The organism is Niallia oryzisoli, from assembly GCF_036670025.1.
GTDB lineage: Bacteria > Bacillota > Bacilli > Bacillales > Cytobacillaceae > Bacillus_BD > Bacillus_BD oryzisoli.
This window is the reverse complement of sequence record NZ_CP137640.1, coordinates 2,239,270-2,255,491: the sequence shown is the minus strand read 5'-3', so window position 1 is coordinate 2,255,491 and position 16,222 is coordinate 2,239,270. Positions and strand designations below refer to the sequence as shown.

General features: G+C 38.3%; 16 protein-coding genes. 4 read left to right on the top strand and 12 right to left on the bottom strand.

All coding sequences use genetic code 11. From position 1 onward, the window contains the following. Positions 1-22 precede the first annotated feature (22 nt). The 4 genes from R4Z09_RS11375 to R4Z09_RS11360 all read right to left on the bottom strand — a co-directional run bounded on the left by R4Z09_RS11375 (position 23) and on the right by R4Z09_RS11360 (position 6,599). Entirely contained in the window at positions 23-1,498 is a 1,476-nt protein-coding gene (locus tag R4Z09_RS11375) for a protein adenylyltransferase SelO (protein WP_338452425.1), read from the bottom strand. 343 nt (positions 1,499-1,841) lie between these two features. After that, positions 1,842-4,049: a PBP1A family penicillin-binding protein gene (locus R4Z09_RS11370; protein ID WP_338452424.1), complete on the bottom strand. Its 2,208-nt coding sequence runs from the start codon at positions 4,047-4,049 to the stop codon at positions 1,842-1,844. Between the two features lie 279 nt (positions 4,050-4,328). Continuing rightward, complete coding sequence (locus tag R4Z09_RS11365) at positions 4,329-5,249, bottom strand: NAD(P)-dependent alcohol dehydrogenase (protein WP_338452423.1); 921 nt, start codon at positions 5,247-5,249, stop codon at positions 4,329-4,331. Between the two features lie 459 nt (positions 5,250-5,708). Continuing rightward, on the bottom strand, positions 5,709-6,599 hold the full coding sequence (locus R4Z09_RS11360) for a YitT family protein (RefSeq protein WP_338452422.1): 891 nt from the start codon (positions 6,597-6,599) through the stop codon (positions 5,709-5,711). A 607-nt stretch (positions 6,600-7,206) separates the two neighbouring features. Between R4Z09_RS11360 and R4Z09_RS11355 the strand changes: the two genes are divergently transcribed. The 3 genes from R4Z09_RS11355 (at position 7,207) to R4Z09_RS11345 (ending at position 10,872) form a co-directional block, all read left to right on the top strand. Next, positions 7,207-8,259 carry a M14 family zinc carboxypeptidase gene (locus R4Z09_RS11355; RefSeq protein WP_338452421.1) on the top strand — a complete coding sequence of 351 codons (1,053 nt, stop codon included), beginning with the start codon at positions 7,207-7,209 and terminating at the stop codon, positions 8,257-8,259. 355 nt (positions 8,260-8,614) lie between these two features. After that, on the top strand, positions 8,615-9,280 hold the full coding sequence (locus R4Z09_RS11350) for a hypothetical protein (protein ID WP_338452420.1): 666 nt from the start codon (positions 8,615-8,617) through the stop codon (positions 9,278-9,280). Positions 9,281-9,342: 62 nt separating this feature from the next. Further along, complete coding sequence (locus R4Z09_RS11345; protein ID WP_338452419.1) at positions 9,343-10,872, top strand: glycine betaine uptake BCCT transporter; 1,530 nt, start codon at positions 9,343-9,345, stop codon at positions 10,870-10,872. A gap of 114 nt (positions 10,873-10,986) precedes the next feature. Here the strand turns inward: R4Z09_RS11345 and R4Z09_RS11340 are convergent, their stop codons facing one another. From R4Z09_RS11340 to R4Z09_RS11305, 8 genes are all read right to left on the bottom strand, one after another. Beyond that, entirely contained in the window at positions 10,987-11,244 is a 258-nt protein-coding gene (locus R4Z09_RS11340; RefSeq protein WP_338452418.1) for a hypothetical protein, read from the bottom strand. A gap of 116 nt (positions 11,245-11,360) precedes the next feature. After that, complete coding sequence (locus R4Z09_RS11335; protein WP_338452417.1) at positions 11,361-11,879, bottom strand: DUF3189 family protein; 519 nt, start codon at positions 11,877-11,879, stop codon at positions 11,361-11,363. A gap of 69 nt (positions 11,880-11,948) precedes the next feature. After that, positions 11,949-12,260 carry a hypothetical protein gene (locus R4Z09_RS11330; RefSeq protein WP_338452416.1) on the bottom strand — a complete coding sequence of 104 codons (312 nt, stop codon included), beginning with the start codon at positions 12,258-12,260 and terminating at the stop codon, positions 11,949-11,951. Positions 12,261-12,398: 138 nt separating this feature from the next. Continuing rightward, entirely contained in the window at positions 12,399-12,905 is a 507-nt protein-coding gene (locus R4Z09_RS11325; protein ID WP_338452415.1) for a DNA-deoxyinosine glycosylase, read from the bottom strand. An 86-nt stretch (positions 12,906-12,991) separates the two neighbouring features. Further along, entirely contained in the window at positions 12,992-13,372 is a 381-nt protein-coding gene (locus tag R4Z09_RS11320) for an FAD-dependent monooxygenase (RefSeq protein ID WP_338453252.1), read from the bottom strand. 47 nt (positions 13,373-13,419) lie between these two features. After that, positions 13,420-13,641: a hypothetical protein gene (locus R4Z09_RS11315; RefSeq protein ID WP_338452414.1), complete on the bottom strand. Its 222-nt coding sequence runs from the start codon at positions 13,639-13,641 to the stop codon at positions 13,420-13,422. Between the two features lie 281 nt (positions 13,642-13,922). Next, positions 13,923-14,057 carry a hypothetical protein gene (locus R4Z09_RS11310; protein ID WP_338452413.1) on the bottom strand — a complete coding sequence of 45 codons (135 nt, stop codon included), beginning with the start codon at positions 14,055-14,057 and terminating at the stop codon, positions 13,923-13,925. 98 nt (positions 14,058-14,155) lie between these two features. Continuing rightward, a complete protein-coding gene (locus tag R4Z09_RS11305) occupies positions 14,156-15,115 on the bottom strand; it encodes a diacylglycerol kinase family protein (RefSeq protein WP_338452412.1) in 960 nt (319 codons plus the stop codon). Positions 15,116-15,331: 216 nt separating this feature from the next. Here R4Z09_RS11305 and R4Z09_RS11300 point away from each other — a divergent pair, with 216 nt between their 5' ends. Then, positions 15,332-16,180 (top strand): DegV family protein, encoded by an 849-nt coding sequence (locus R4Z09_RS11300; protein ID WP_338452411.1) that lies wholly within the window; start codon positions 15,332-15,334, stop codon positions 16,178-16,180. Positions 16,181-16,222 lie beyond the last annotated feature (42 nt).

Genomic DNA, 16,222 nt, shown 5'->3' with positions numbered 1-16,222 from the left:
TTTGCTTAGCAGCCTTTTTTTATCATGTGCCACAAAATGTTCGGTAAGGTAGGTTTGTCGGCTCAGGAGGTTTACAGTATTCCTCTTGTTCCGGTGTGTATGCGTATGGCTTTGACAGTACATCCACAAGTTTCTCCATCACACTGAAATCACTCTGTTCTACGGCAGCCTTTAGTGCCTCTTCTACACGGTGGTTACGTGGGATGACTGATGGATTGGAGTTACGCATCAGCTGTTGTGCTGATTCCTTTGTTCCCTTCTGCCTATCTAATCGTGCCTTCCATTTTGCATACCAATCATCAAATGATTTAATCCCTTTCATGGCCGTATCCTCCGGCTTATCATAGGTCAAGGCGCGGAAGGTATTTGTAAAATCGGCTCGATGCTTTTGCATCATATTTAGGAGATCTTCGATAAGCGCTTGATCCTCCTGTTCTTCAGTCGTGATGCCAAGTTTTGCCCTCATGCCGCTAAGCCAGTGGGTCTGATAAATTCCCATATAGCCCGAGATCTCCTCTTGGGCTATTTCTACTGCCTTCTCTTCATCTTCATGCAGAAGCGGTATTAAGGTTTCGGCAAAACGGGCGAGATTCCAGCCGCCAATGATCGGTTGATTTCCATAGGCATAACGACCCTCTCTGTCAATGGAACTGAATACGGTTGCAGGGTCATACGTGTCCATGAAGGCGCATGGACCATAATCGATTGTTTCACCGCTAATGGCCATATTGTCTGTATTCATGACTCCATGGATAAAACCGGTATGCATCCATTTAGCAATGAGTGCAGCCTGACGTTTAATCACATCGCGGAGCAATGTACGATAGCGGTCATCATCGATTTCAATGTCTGGATAATGGCGTTTGATTGTATAATCTGCTAATGCTTTAATTTCCTCATCTTTGCCCCATGCCGCAGCATATTGGAAGGTACCCACACGGATGTGACTTGAAGCCACTCGAGTTAGAATAGCTCCTGGGAGTTCCGTTTCACGAATGATGGTTTCACCTGTTGTCACAACCGCTAAGCTGCGGGTAGTAGGAATGCCTAGGGCATGCATCGCTTCACTGATAATATATTCACGAAGCATCGGTCCAAGTGCAGCCCTGCCATCACCCCCGCGTGAGAATGGCGTTCTGCCAGACCCCTTAAGCTGGATATCAAATCGATTGCCCTCGGGATCTATCTGCTCACCTAACAGAACGGCCCGCCCGTCGCCGAGCATAGTAAAATGTCCGAATTGGTGTCCTGCATAAGCTTGAGCAAGCGGCGCTGCTCCTTCGGGAATTCGGTTGCCGGCAAACACCTCTACACTTTCCTCGCTTTTTAAAGCTTTAGCATCAAGTCCTAGTGAAGCAGCCAGCTGCTCATTTAGAATCACTAACTTTGGAGAATGTACTGGGACCGGATTTTGCCTATGATAAAAGTACTCCGGCAGACGAGCATAACTATTGTCAAAATTCCAACCAGTTTTGATTGATGCGTTTTGTTTTGTCATTATATCCCCTTTTTCTTTTTACATTTGTGTTTACTTTAACATTTATTTATTTAAAAGTATTAAAAGATGCTTTATTTCAACATTTTAGATAAAATCAGCTATTTTTTAGTGTTTGATACTATAGGTTAATTATACTTTTTTGATGAATGGAGAAAAGATACCTTTTTTCAGACAGTTGTACCATTTGTTCTCTTGGAACGGGCAAGAATAGGGTGGATTCGTTCCCATTATAGCTGTAACTTTCTTGGAACGGGCAAGAAAAAAGAATGGCATTCTAAAAGTGAATGCCATTCTAAATATACAAGATCATCTTAATATAAGTCATACTTTCTATAAGTTGATTTTACTCATCCTCATCTTTTTCTTTCTTATCTTTCTTCTCTTGCTTTTCTTTCTCTTTCTGCGCTTTTTCCTTTTCCTTCTCCACTTTTTTCAGTTTCTCTTCCGCTTCCTTCTTTTTCTCTTCTTCCACTTTTTTCAGTTTCTCTTCCGCTTCCTTCTTTTTCTCTTCTTCCACTTTTTTCAGTTTCTCTTCCGCTTCCTTCTTTTTCTCTTCTTCCTCTTTTTTGCGTTTTTCTTCTTCAATTCGTTTCTTTTCTTCTTCCTTTTTCATGTTACTCCACTCTTGATTATATTTTTTTTCAATCAAGGACAAATCAAAGGATTTTTCTTGCAGCTCCGATGCAGACATCGAAATGACCTTTTGGAAGATGGCCGTTGTCGTACCGCCGCTGGAGGAAGAAAGAAAATGTGTCTCATCTGTTTGATCATAACCGAGCCAGATGGCTCCTGTAATTTCAGGCGTAAAGCCGACAAACCAATGATCCTTCGCACCATCTTGTTGTGATGGAAGCTGTGTCGTCCCGGTTTTTCCAGCTATTTCATAGCCGCTAACCTTCGCTTTGGTCCCGGTACCTTCATTAATGACGCCTCTCAGTAAATAGGTCATTTTCTGAGCAACTTCTTTTTCCGTTACCCTTTTCGCATGTTTCTGCCATTTACTTAGCAATTCCCCATTCGCATCCTCAATTCTCTGAATCGCATGGGCATCCACCATTAATCCATCATTCGCAAAAGTCGTGTAGGCCTGGGCCATTAATAATGGCGATGTTCCTTCTGCCATTCCCCCGAGAGCTAATCCGAGCGATTGATCATCCTCGTGTAATGGGATGCCAAAACGTTCGACGGCATTTATTCCGTATTTCAAGCCCATTTCATCCAATAACCATACAGCCGGTACATTATAGGAATGGATCACGGCATTATACATAGTCACTTGACCGCGATATTTCTTATCATAATTTTGCGGTTGATATCCATTGATATTAAGCGGCTTATCCTCTAACATATCAAACGCCTCATAACCCTGCTCCAGTGCCGGCGTATAAACCGCCAATGGTTTCATTGTCGAACCAGGCTGGCGTACTAATTGGGTCGCGCGATTGAAGCCGCGGAAGGTGTGTTCTCCTCTTCCTCCTACAAGTGCCTGAATTCCACCAGTTGACGAATTGATAAAAATTCCACCGCTTTGGACGATTTGATCCGATTGACCTTTTGGGAACATATTTTCATTCTGATAAACTTCTTCAAGATTATTTTGTATAACAGGATTTAGTTCTGTATATATATGTAGACCCCCGGACAGAACTTCGTTTTCTGTTAAGCCATATTTTTCAATTGCCTCTTCAATGATATGATCAACATAATATGGATATTTTCCTTTGTATTTGTCATCGATTTTTCTGCCTTCTAATACAATTTCCTGCTCCATCGCCTTGTCAATATCGGTTTGGTCAATATAGCCCTCATCCTTCATCAACCGTAAGACAACGTCTCTTCGTTCAACGGCCTTTTCGAAATGTTTAAGCGGTGAATAAGCTGATGGAGCTTTTATCAATCCTGCAAGCATGGCTGATTCGCTTAACGTCAATTCACTTGCATTTTTACCAAAATAAACCTGTGCTGCCCGTTGAATTCCCCAGGCGCCTTCACCGAAATAAATTTGATTTAAGTATCGTTCAATAATCTCATCTTTCGTATATGTGCGTTCAATTTTTTTCGTTAATACTAACTCCTTAACCTTTCGGGTGTATGTTCTTTCATGTGTTAAGAAAACGTTTTTCGCTAATTGCTGCGTAATCGTGCTTCCTCCAGCCACGACCTCTCCACTTGCAGCGTTTTGGAACAGGGCCCGGATAATCCCGAAATAATTCACTCCATTATGCTTATAAAAACGTTGATCTTCTACCGAGATAACAGCATGTATAACGTCCTTTGGAATTTGCTTTATCGTAACTCCCTCAATACTGGAATTAGAAATCTTACTGGCTACTTCTCCGTGTTGGTCATAAATCGTTGTTGGCTGCGGCACGGGTGTCTCTAGCTTACTGACATCGCTTGTCCAGATGAAGATATTAAAAACCAATAAGCCAATGAGCATTACGGATAAACCAATCCATAGAAGCTTTTTAAACAAACTGTTGGATCGAAACTTTTCCCACATAGACCGTTTTGATGCTTGCTGCTTCTGCCTTCTTTCCATTCTTCCCATGTCTATTTCCCACCTTCATGGATATCCAAAACTTTATTTTGAAATAGAAATACTGTTTCGTCAATGAGCCATAAGTCTAGGCCTTTTATAATACTTTGGCAGTTTTGTACGCCTACAGCTCATAAAACAATGGAATCATGGGAATTGAATGAGCAATTTTAATTAGAATAAGCAAGGGCCGGTTCAAAAATCCCAATGAAACTAAGAACCATGCCCCTGCTTATTATTAGTTAAATCAGACGACACAATTGGAATAACAGTGTCTAGTATTTGTTTGGATTAGTCATCCTGACCAAACGTGATGACTACATTTCCTTTTTTATGGCCTTTTTCTACATATCTATGAGCCTCGCAAATTTCTTCAAGAGGATAACGTTTATCAATAACTGGTCTGTACAATTCCTTTTCAATTAGCCCACTTAAAAAAAGTAAGTCTTCTGTATGCACCTTTGCAATCCCCTGTCCCTCGACTGACACGAATTTCCCTTTTGGTGTGAGCGCCTTTATTCCATCTTTTCTTGAACATTTTCCAACTGCATCAAAAATGAGATCATAACGCTCTGCGCTTGATGTAAAATCTTCTTTCAAATAATCAATTACCTGATCAGCTCCAAGTGATTTTACCAAATCAACATTTCCGGTACTGCACACAGCCGTCACATCTGCACCAAAATATTTTGCCAGCTGAACGGCAGAAGTTCCTACTGAACCAGAAGCCCCGTATATTAAAATCTTTTGACCTTCCTGGATGTTTCCTTTTCTAAGAAAATACAGTGCTGATGTTCCTCCAAAAGCAATGGCTGCTGCTTCATTGTAAGACAAATTATCAGGTTTTAATGCCACAGTTGTGTCCTCGTGCAAGCTTATGTATTCTGCATAAGCACCAAAATTCATACCGGTCATGGCAAAAACTTGGTCACCTTTTTTGAACTTTTTTACGTACTTACCTACCTCTTCAATCTCACCTGCTAACTCGACACCTAGAATAGGTTTTCTAGGTTTTCTCAAGCCTAAGACCAATCGCATCGGCAGCCATAACAAGAGCGGACTATTGAAGCTTCGAACTCTTATATCTCCTGATGCAACTGTTGTTGCATGAATTTTCACCAGAATTTCATTGTCCTCGGGAACAGGTTTTTCTACTTCTTTGAGTTCCAGAACCTCCGGTGGCCCATATTTGGTACAAATAACGGCTTTCATCACATGCCTCCTCTTTGATTTCAAAGATTAATAATGGTGAAACCAATAAAAAAGGAAAACACTATATAGTACAAGACTGTATTCCCAATTGATTAGTCGTTAAGATTTTTTCTCAATATTAAGAAAGAAAAGAACAATAAAAATTCAGGCTGTATGAATGATAATATCCACACCACCTAATAGAGTCTATGTGATCAAATGATGAAAATGCCCAATAAAAAATAGCTTGGAATGTGCTTCCAAGCTATTTTTTATTCAGATTTCCTAACATACTTTGCATTGAAAGAATATCCATTCCTGAATACTCAATGATTCGTTATATAGCCGAGTCATATTATTATAAATTATTCATTCTCATTCAATGTCATACCGCTGAAAAGTTTTCCCCAATATCCCTCTTTCGTAATAAGAAGAAGGTCAATGCTCCTGATTACTCTTTATGTGCAAAAAATTTCTTGATTAATGGATGTCTCTTTTCTTAAATCGGCCGCCTCGGACTTCAGATACATCGCTCGAAATGATAAATGCTCCTGGATCAAGTTCTTTGATAATATCCTTCATTTTCGCTTCCTCTAGTCTTGTAAACACACATAGAATGACACGTTTATCTTCACCGCTGTATGACCCCTCACCATGCAGGTAAGTGACACCACGGCCTAGCCGCTCAGTAATGGCTTCTGCAATTTCAGTGGTATTGTCACTTATGATATACATGGATTTCATGTCTTCTAATCCTTTTACGACTACATCAATCGTTTTAAAGGCAATAAAGTATGTAAGCATGGAAAATAAAGCATTTTCTAATCCGAATACAAAAGCTGCAATCGCGAATATAATCACGTTAACAAACATGATGATTTCACCGACAGAAAACGGCAATCGTTTCTCAACCAGGATCGCTAATGTTTCTGTTCCGTCCAGCACGCCTCCATTTCGAAGCGTTAACCCTACTCCGACACCTAATGCTAAACCGCCAAAAACAACCGCCAATAATTCATCATGGACAATCGGCTTAACATGATGCATAAAAGAAGTCGCAATAGATAAGGCTACGATGCCATATAACATACTAAAAGCAAAGGTCTTACCAATTTGCTTATACCCTAAGAAAAAGAACGGCAGGTTTAAAACGACTAGAAAAATACTCAAGTTAATTGGCGTAATATGACTTAAAAGCATGGATAAACCTGTTACCCCGCCGTCAATCATATTGTTTGGAATTAGGATAGCTTCTAATCCGTAACCCATTATTACGGCTCCGATCGTGATAAATAAAGCTCTTTTAATCACGCTTCTTAGCGCTAATCTTTTGTGACCGATTTTCTTATTTTCTACTGCTAATTCACTCATAAAAATCCTCCCGTAAACAAATAACAAATTCGGCTAGTTAACGAATCATCAATCAAAACCTTGTTTCTATTATGGTGATATGACAGAGAAAGGAATAGTTTCTATCGGATTGTTTCTCCCCCTGCCTTTGAACACAACGAAACAATAGCATGAGGATAATAGCTGTCTACATTGGGCAAATAACGAGGAAGCTTTACATCTTAGTGAAGAACAACCGATATTTTGGTAGTGTGATTCTGGATAATTATGGAAGATATACAGTATACTACCCAAAGATCAACTATCTTACACTCTCTTTTACGGTACGTATATGAGGAGACTTCTATTATTATAACACGAACACTGGGTAGTTTGTCTTGTCATACCTTTTGTGCATTGAGAAAATGTATAAGGTAAGGAGACACTGATTCTCCTGATTCAATTAAGGTAAAAAGGAAGCGGAATTTATCCTCCATTATTAAGGAGAATTGTTATATAGATGGTATTAAAACATGAAAAAAGACTGAATAGAACCTATTTATAGATTTAGTCTTCATAAACTATATACTTTAATAGATTTTTTCTATATAATACAAAATATTCCAAATACTAAATATGGAGGGATTTAATGAAGAAGAAACTTTTCGCACTATCATTAACTGGCTTAATGACATTCGGAGCTGTTACTACTGCCTCATTACCAGTCTTCGCTGTCGGTGAAGGACCAAACTATGGCGGTAATGAATCCATTCAAACCTCTATCCTGCATACTTACGATTCAATGGTAGATTATCTCAAAAAACAAGACGCCAAGCAAGAGGCTATGGAGCTTGAAGTGATTGGCCAAACGGTGAAAGGCCGAGATATCTACCTTGCAAAGTACATCTCAAACGAAGATAATCCCACTATCCTCTTTTTAACCCAACAACATGGAAATGAACAACTAACAACGGAAGGAGCATTAGAATTTATTAAGCATCTTGGAACACAAAAAACAAAGGGCATTCTTGAAAATGTGAATATCCTCGTGGTTCCGATGTTAAATGCTGACGGCGCTATGGGTGATGTTAACTTCTCTCTTGATAACTATATTGCTGATGGCGGACGACATTTAACACGATATAATGCTAATGAGATAGATTTAAATCGTGATCATGATGCAAAAGCACAGCCTGAAACGCAGGCTCTCCATAATAATGTTCTGCGACAATACAAGATTGATTATATGATTGACCTTCATCATCAAGGAACTCGGTCTCAGCGTGATGGGCAATTAGTTTCAGGCTCTATTCTTTATCCTACAAACCCTGAAGTAAACACTGAAGTACTGGAAAGATCAAAGAAGCTTGGGGCAGTTATCTTTAATGCGGTTGATTCAACAGGTTGGGGACATCTCGGCAAATACAACGGCGGTTCGGAAACAAGAATCGGACGTAACGGTGCAGCTGTAGAATACGGGATTTCCACCCTTCTATTTGAAATGCGTGGTATGTCTGATCACTATAATGAATCTTCTGTTATTGGGCAAAAAAGCAATGGCTATTTAATTAAGCAGACGATTACTACACTTGATGCTGCAGTAAGAGCTATTGCTGATGGTTCTATTGAACAAGCAGACACTAGTTTCTGGGATACACTGCCAACACAAACGAGTCGTCCTGGCGAAGAAGAGACAGAGTAAAAAATACGAAGGAGCAGCCCACGCTGCTCCTTCGTATTTTTTACTGCACTGCTCTTACCAGATATCAGATAATTCCACATGGAAAAGAGATTTTATAAACCTCCGTATCTTCTCCATTTAATTTTTACATGTGAAACATAATCATATTCTTCATCAAATAGAAAATATTCTTTCCCCTATTAGCAAACCCTAGCAAACCTGAAAATGTTACAACATGTTTTTTCTAAATTGAGATATCCTAAGAAAAGCAATCTAAGAAATAACTGATCATTTTGAAACTGGTGCCCCGCTTTATTTGTGTTATTTGCAATTTTTACTATATTTATTTTCATATGTGTTGAAAGGAGATTTTCTTGTGAAATTGTATCAAGTTAGAAAGGGACAATTTGTTTATTTTAACAATGAGTTACATAAGGTATATGGGGTTAAACCAATGTATAAACAATCCGTACATCTTATACGGCTGAGGGATGTATCCCAGCATCTGACTAATGCTGCAAGCGTGGAAAGATACAAACCGAAGGAACGTGACAGCTTTATTTTCAATCAAAAGGCATATACGCTCAATAAAGATCGGAATGCTGAAGAAGGAGACTATATCCTAATTAACAATCCAATGCCAGATTCTCTGGATACATATTCCTTGAATGAAATTGAACTGGTGGAAAAGTCTGATAGAAAAGGGGTCATTACTAGTAATTCCCATGGAGTAAAACATCATGAGTATTTGCTGATGGTACCAGGCCGAGCCAAAGACAGTCACCCCATTGATTATCAAAATCTGGAGGGTATTGAAGCAGATCATTTATCCGAGGGAGATTTCCCTGCTAATCAGCTTATCGGTGAAATACCTGTAATTGGAGACGTGTATAAAAAAAAGGACAGTGTTGCAATAGATGAAGCGATGATCGTTGCCATTAAAGGCCAAACGGTATACTTAGGAGATGGTTCCGTGTTGTCACAGGAAGAACTGCTTAACACCGAGAACTGGGAATTTCTTTATAATCTCCTTGAAAAATGATGTTCACTTTATGATGAGGAATTTGAAAGATTCACACAAACTCTACCTTTTAGGAGGTTCCAATGGATAGAAGTCAAAGTACGGGAAATAATAGTGTTTTTATCATCTCTGTCATACTTACGCTTATTTTTATTGTTTGGGGAGTTTTTTTTACAGATAATCTGGCAAAAGTGACCAATTCCATTTATAATGGTTCGATTGATTATCTTGGATGGGTTTATCTTGGTGCTACCCTATTCTTTGTCATCTTCTCTATTTATTTGCTGTTCTCGAAATATGGTGATATCCGGCTTGGTAAGAATACCGACCGTCCTGATTTTAACACCGGGTCCTGGCTTGCCATGTTGTTTGGTGCCGGCATGGGAATAGGAATTGTGTACTGGAGTGTCGCAGAGCCTGTTACCCACTACACCAACCCTCCCATTGGGGAAGGCTATACAATTGACGCAGCCAATACGGCGATGAAATATACTTTTTTTCATTGGGGCTTGGACCCATGGGCCATTTATACCGTGATCGGTTTAGCGCTGGCTTTTTTTCAATATAATAAAAAGCTGCCTGCTGCTATCAGTTCTGCGTTCTATCCGATACTTGGAGACAGAATTTATGGACCGATTGGAAAAACAATCGATGTTCTGTCGATTTTTGCAACTGTCTTTGGAATTGCTACATCTTTAGGACTTGGTGCCATGCAGGTGAATGCTGGCATGCATGATTTATTTGGCGTTCCTAATGCATTGGTTGTTCAGCTGATCATCATTGCCGTCGCTACCGTTCTTTTTATCATTTCCATCAACAGCGGATTAGAGAGAGGAATTCAATTTTTATCTAATGCGGCGATGATTTTGTCTTTTGCAATCATGCTGCTGATTATGATTGTTGGTCCTACGATGACAATCATTAAAGTTCTCTTTAATACAACAGGACTTTATATTAGTGACTTTATCCATATGAGTTTAAGGTTAAATCCTTTCGGTAAAGGGGAATGGATTGCATCATGGACCTTATTTTATTGGGCATGGTGGATTGCTTGGGCACCTTTTGTCGGTATGTTTATTGCTCGCGTATCCAAAGGAAGAACAATAAAGGAATTTGTGATTGGTGTGTTACTTGTTCCCACGCTTGGAACATGTCTTTGGATGTCTATTTTTGGGGGTACTGCCCTGCAAATTGTTCAAAACACTGGTAACCATGAGCTTGCAACCTATATAACCGAAAATGTGTCATTAGCCATTTTCACTTTCTTTGATTATCTTCCATTAAGTGCCTTCTTAAGCATTTTAGGTTTTGCCGTCGTAGCCATATATTACATAACTGTTGCTGATACTGCCACCTTTGTATTAGGAATGCTAAGTGAAGGAGGAACGTTAAATCCATCTAATAAAATAAAAATGACCTGGGGTGTATTTCAATCGGCCGTAGCAGCAGTATTGTTGTTAGCCGGCGGTTTGGATGTACTGCAAACCGCTTCCATCGCAGCTGCCCTCCCTTTTACTATTATTTTGATAGTGATGTGTTACTCCTTATTGAAGGGATTAAAGAGTGAAAAAGAAGCTCAACGAAGCGCTAAGAGAAGTGTACGTCATATTTAATATAGGCTATAAAAAAACCTTCCTGATTTGTCAGAAATCAGGAAGGTTTTTTTAGTTAACGATTTCGTTGCATATTATTTTATCTATTGTTTAATATAGTTGTACTTTTTGTGTTTATAAATGGGCTACTCTTGCTTGTATATCAGATAATTCCACTTGGAAAAGGATTTTATAAACCTCCGTATCTTCTTCAGTAAATGTTGAATGTGATACATAATCTCCTTTATAGGTTTTACATTGTTCATCAAATAGAAAACATTCCAGACCCTTTTCTGCAGACTCTAACAGACTAAAAATCAGATCAGGCTTTTTATATGTCTTTTCACGAAGGATTTCTTGGGTCTCAGCATTTTGAATTTGCAATTTATACAAGAACAGCACCCCCTAAATGTTTTCTACTTAAGCATAACTGATTTTGAAAGCGATTGCTCAAGTAAATTGTGTACATTTCAGGAATAATCCATTGTTTTTATAAATTGGAAGCTCATTTAAGCCTGAAATTCTTTATTTTCTATCAAGATAACCTTTTCCATATTCTTTTCACGTGCCATACCTTTTGTTTTTTCAACCAACTTAAAAATGGCTTCATTACTTTGTTGGGCGCCTTTTACAAGCAATGGAACACCGATAACATCAATTCCTAACCCTCTCGAAAAAAACCCCCCTAATGTCATAGCAAGGGGAACCGTAGGAGACGTATTTGAGAAAATAATTTTGTTGTTAAAATAATTTCTCTCCTCTAAATGTAAGCAGAAGTCTTGTAGCGCTGGTACAACTAATTTGTCTCTTTTTCTAGCAAGTGTAAAAACAAGATTTTCTTCTTCATCCTTGCCATGAAAAATGAACTTGCCTACATCTTGTTTTGTCAATTTATTGAAATAAGGTACGGATAATATCTCTTCTTTTGTCAGTTTCCGAGTGGGCGAAGTTAGAATTTTTAAATGATGTGCAGCTGCGAGTGCTGTTGAATGAGTTCCAGCATAATCGTGATAAATGTAAATCATCATTGCCTCCACTGAAAGTTAGTTATAGTAAACATTAGAAGATCTTTTGAATGGTTACAGAAAGGAGGTAAATCATTCCTTAACAGGTTGATGATGTAGCTCTCTTTGTTTGGACTTATTTTTAAATGCTATTATTGAAGTCTTTAAAGAAGCGTAACTTCCTATTGCTGCATAACCATAAAAATATCCCATAAAGATTCCAGATAACAGATTATGTCGATGACTGATAAAGATTGAGATGACATATCCTAAAACGACAGCAACAAATGGGACATATTTCTTTGGCACTTTAAAAACCTTTTTCGTCACCTGTGTTAGAATCATTATTGCAGGTACTGCGATCACTGCGTCCCAGAAATTTGTGTGGATGGTCGGGAAGTCCATACTGCTTACCTCCAATTATGAGCTTTATATTATTCTGCTTGCCGATAAACGTCTATGATACATAGTATTAACAAAATTTATGTAAAAGCATCAAATAGCTACGCAAAAAAATATCACAGGCTGTTTGCCTGCGAATCTCTATAAATATTCTTTAATAATTGTCCAGTCCTGCAGTTTTTCTTCAAAGGATTTTACATTTCTTCCCGGTACAGGGCTTGTTGAGGGCAGTTTCTTATATTGTAAGTTGTCAAGTTGATGGAAGCCGATTTTCTTTTTAAAAACATCATAGGCTTTTCCGCCGTTGAAACCGATAAATTGGATGTTTGGGTATCGCTTAAGCAGCCCCAAAATCTCGTTTGGCTGTTCACCCTTTATATTGGAATCAAGACTTCCTTCCCGTAAACAGGAATAAATCACATCCCAAAGTGCAATATGATGGTTTTGGATAAATGTGATTTTCTCTCGATAATCCTGCAGTTCCTCCTGCTCAAATAGTTTGTACATAATGCTCCAGAAATGATTTCGCGGGTTGCCATAGTATTGCTGTTTTTTGAGGGATTCCACTCCTGGAATCGAGCCAAGGATTAGTACTTTTGCCTCGTGATTTACAATTGGTTCTAGAGATGTTATCAATGGATTTGTCATTCCTTTTTCTCCATACATGTTAATTCTTTGTCTGTAAAAATAAGATATTTTTCAATAAATATATTCTTGGATCCTAACAAAAATCTTCACTTTGCCAGCTTCGAAAAGACGGTTCTTGAAGCCATCGGCATCACACCCAATACACCTTTTTTAAACAAGGATGGGCGATTGATTAATAGCAGTGTTAACATCTTTTGCATGCGGTGAACCAGCATGATGTCACTCGAACGAACCTGTGTTAATGTATCTAATTTTTTAAACTCTACATCCTGATTTCGAATACATTCGGAAATGATGCACGCAGCCACTACCGCTGATTCAACGCCTAATGAAAGTCCAACCGCCCCCAAAGGAGACGAACAATGGGCAGCATCCCCTATTAAGAGGCAGCCTTCTTTATGCCATTGATCAACGAAATAGGTTTTTCCTTGTAAAGGGACGAATGATCGGAAATCCTCTAACTGCAGGAATGCATGTTGTAAAAAAGGATAGGCCTCGATTAGTTGGTTTCTTACTACTGAATCCCCTTATCTTTGATCTTATCCCATTCTCCTTTTTTCAAGGTAAAGCCGATTTGCGGCTTCGTCGGAGAACTGGGAATCGCAATCATATTCGTATATGGAGTCACCTTAAATTGGATTCCAAAGTCACTCAGTTTTTGGGTTTGGATTGTAAACCAAATCATGTCGAAATCATATGCATGATACCTATATTGAAAGTCTGCTTGCTTTTTCATTATAGAGGGTTAAATCTTATTTGATTTCTTTTGAGTTAATAATTAAAGTCGGAGTTTGCATTGTTGCACCAAATGGAGCTAATACGTAATCAGCCCCCATAACATTTGCTATCTGATGAAGAATACTTTCGTCTTTTTAAGAAAACGAGATGATGTGTGTTTGTTTATGTATATGACCATCTGTAATGAATAATCCAAGTACCCACGCCATGTCATGTGACCATACTTTAAAAAGTCTTCATTAACTTTATGCTTACCTGGTTGACCAGAATGTTTACTAGCTACCCCATGCTTGTGCAATACATTGAGAATAGCACGACTAGACAATCAACGATTGGTATCATTTCTTTATACGACATATCGCTTTTGTACATCTGGATGATCATATCGTCGGTAATTCCAAGATTCCTTGGCACTATTATGACCTCCTTAAATATCATCATATAATCCTATTACAGAACAAATGTTCGTTAATGCGATAAGAGGCTTAATAATCCTTTATTTTATTTTCATTTTATTGCCATATTTTTGAATAGATATGCATATATGATGGCAATACTTCAATATCTACCGGTGATTCACCTACGATTTCTCCATCTGCATGAACTTTCATTGGTTCTTTACTTGTAATGGTTATTTTCTTACCGGTCAGTGTCCGAACTTCTTTCAGTTTTGTATGTTTACCAAAAAACACACTGATAAAAACCAGCAGCAGTTTAAGTTTGGATAGCTGATGAACGACAGTTATATTTAAAAGCCCATCAATTGGTATTGCAGATGGAGATATTTTCATGCCGCCGCCATAATAAGCTTGATTTGAAATCGTAATGAACCAGACATTAGGAAAGTGGTGTTCACGATCATCGATAGTTAACATAACATCAGATGGCCTAAAGGTAATGGCTTTTTCAAGAAGCGCTGCAACATAGGTTAAACTGCCAATTCCAATACGATTGAGCCATTTTTTTATTCTTGATTTATTCGCTTCAAGTGATACTTCTGCATCAAAACCTACACCTAAATTATTTATAAAAAGAGATTTTTCTTGATTATGATTTAAATGGTAAGATCCTACATCAATTCGTGGTAATTGTTCGTCAAACGATAAAATAAACTCAAGTGCTTTTTCCGGGTCCCTCGGAATTAAAAATCCCCGGGCAAAATCATTTCCGGAACCGGTTGGAATGAAACCGAATTTAACATTTGAATACTCTTTAAGGCCATTAATGACTTCATGTATCGTGCCGTCCCCTCCCACTGCAATGATTGCTGCGATTTTACCTGGAACAGATTGAGCAATTTCTTTTGCAATTACTTCAGGGTGACTGGGATATTTGGAAAAGTAAGATTGGTATTGGATATTGTAATTATCCAGTAAACGCTTAATCTTTTCCCACGTTTGCTTCGCTCTTCCGTTCCCTGCTGCTTCATTAATGATATAATAGTATTTTTTCAGGATTGTTTCCCCTTTCATTCCTTTAGAAATTTATATATAGCTATTCTTATATAAGAATATAACTCTGAAATATTTCTCGCAATAAGTGCTAAATCCTTTTTGTAAGCAAGAACTCTTTTTTTAAGGTAAATGATGATTTTTCATATATACTAATTTAGTATCTGGTATTAAGATAAGGGTATAAATATGTATCAATTTACGTAAATAAATAACTCTTGATGAGGGGGAAATTATTTGAAGAAAATTGCATGGATTACGGACAGTACGTGTTATATTGAGCCTGAATATGCTAAACAAAACGATATTTTTATTGTACCGATTGGGATTACTTTTGAAAATGAGACGTATAAAGATGGGATTGATATTACGGAAGATGAATTATATCAAAGGCTCGCTACCTCCCGCTCCCTGCCAAAAACCTCTCAGCCTGTAATTGGTGAATTAGCAACTCTTTTTGAAGAGCTGAAAAAAGAATATGATTTAGCAATTGCTGTTCATTTATCAACTGAGCTAAGCGGAACTGCTAACGCTACAAAACAAGCGGCAGATATAGCAGACTTTCCTCTTGAACTAGTTGATTCAAGATTGATTTCTTTGCCTGTAGCGCATCTAATTCAAAAAGGCCAGGAAATGATTCGTGAAGGGTTTTCGCCTGAAGATACAGCAAGTAAACTAAGAACGATGTACCGATCCAATAAACTTTATGTCATGATTGGTTCAATGGATCAACTGCATAAAAGTGGGCGTGTCAGTGCGATTCAAATGATGATGGGCAGTCTTCTGCAAATAAAGCCAATTCTTACGTTTGAAGAAGGGAAATTAATTCCCTATGATAAGGTCCGTTCGCAAAAGAAAGCCTTAGCCTATATGGTTGCTCGTTTAAAAGAGGATTTAGAGCAAGGGTTGAATATTAAAACAGTATATATTTTAGAAGGCAGCGCTAAACAAGAAGCACTTAGCATTCAAGAACAGGTTCGCTCCCTTTCTTCAGAAATTGAGATTGTTATTGGTCCGCTAGGCTCAGCAATTGGTGTTCATGCTGGATCTGGAACCATTGCACTTACCTGGTTTAGAGAGGATTAAATAAATTGAAATAAAAAAGGAAAATCCACATGGAGGGATTTC

Bases quoted from the DNA above. Each gene is read 5' to 3' on its own strand.
- R4Z09_RS11375 (WP_338452425.1), bottom strand. From the start codon at position 1,498: ATGACAAAACAAAACGCATCAATCAAAACTGGTTGGAATTTTGACAAT.
- R4Z09_RS11370 (WP_338452424.1), bottom strand. From the start codon at position 4,049: ATGGGAAGAATGGAAAGAAGGCAGAAGCAGCAAGCATCAAAACGGTCT.
- R4Z09_RS11365 (WP_338452423.1), bottom strand. From the start codon at position 5,249: ATGAAAGCCGTTATTTGTACCAAATATGGGCCACCGGAGGTTCTGGAA.
- R4Z09_RS11360 (WP_338452422.1), bottom strand. From the start codon at position 6,599: ATGAGTGAATTAGCAGTAGAAAATAAGAAAATCGGTCACAAAAGATTA.
- R4Z09_RS11355 (WP_338452421.1), top strand. From the start codon at position 7,207: ATGAAGAAGAAACTTTTCGCACTATCATTAACTGGCTTAATGACATTC.
- R4Z09_RS11345 (WP_338452419.1), top strand. From the start codon at position 9,343: ATGGATAGAAGTCAAAGTACGGGAAATAATAGTGTTTTTATCATCTCT.
- R4Z09_RS11335 (WP_338452417.1), bottom strand. From the start codon at position 11,879: ATGATGATTTACATTTATCACGATTATGCTGGAACTCATTCAACAGCA.
- R4Z09_RS11330 (WP_338452416.1), bottom strand. From the start codon at position 12,260: ATGGACTTCCCGACCATCCACACAAATTTCTGGGACGCAGTGATCGCA.
- R4Z09_RS11325 (WP_338452415.1), bottom strand. From the start codon at position 12,905: ATGACAAATCCATTGATAACATCTCTAGAACCAATTGTAAATCACGAG.
- R4Z09_RS11315 (WP_338452414.1), bottom strand. From the start codon at position 13,641: ATGAAAAAGCAAGCAGACTTTCAATATAGGTATCATGCATATGATTTC.
- R4Z09_RS11305 (WP_338452412.1), bottom strand. From the start codon at position 15,115: ATGAAAGGGGAAACAATCCTGAAAAAATACTATTATATCATTAATGAA.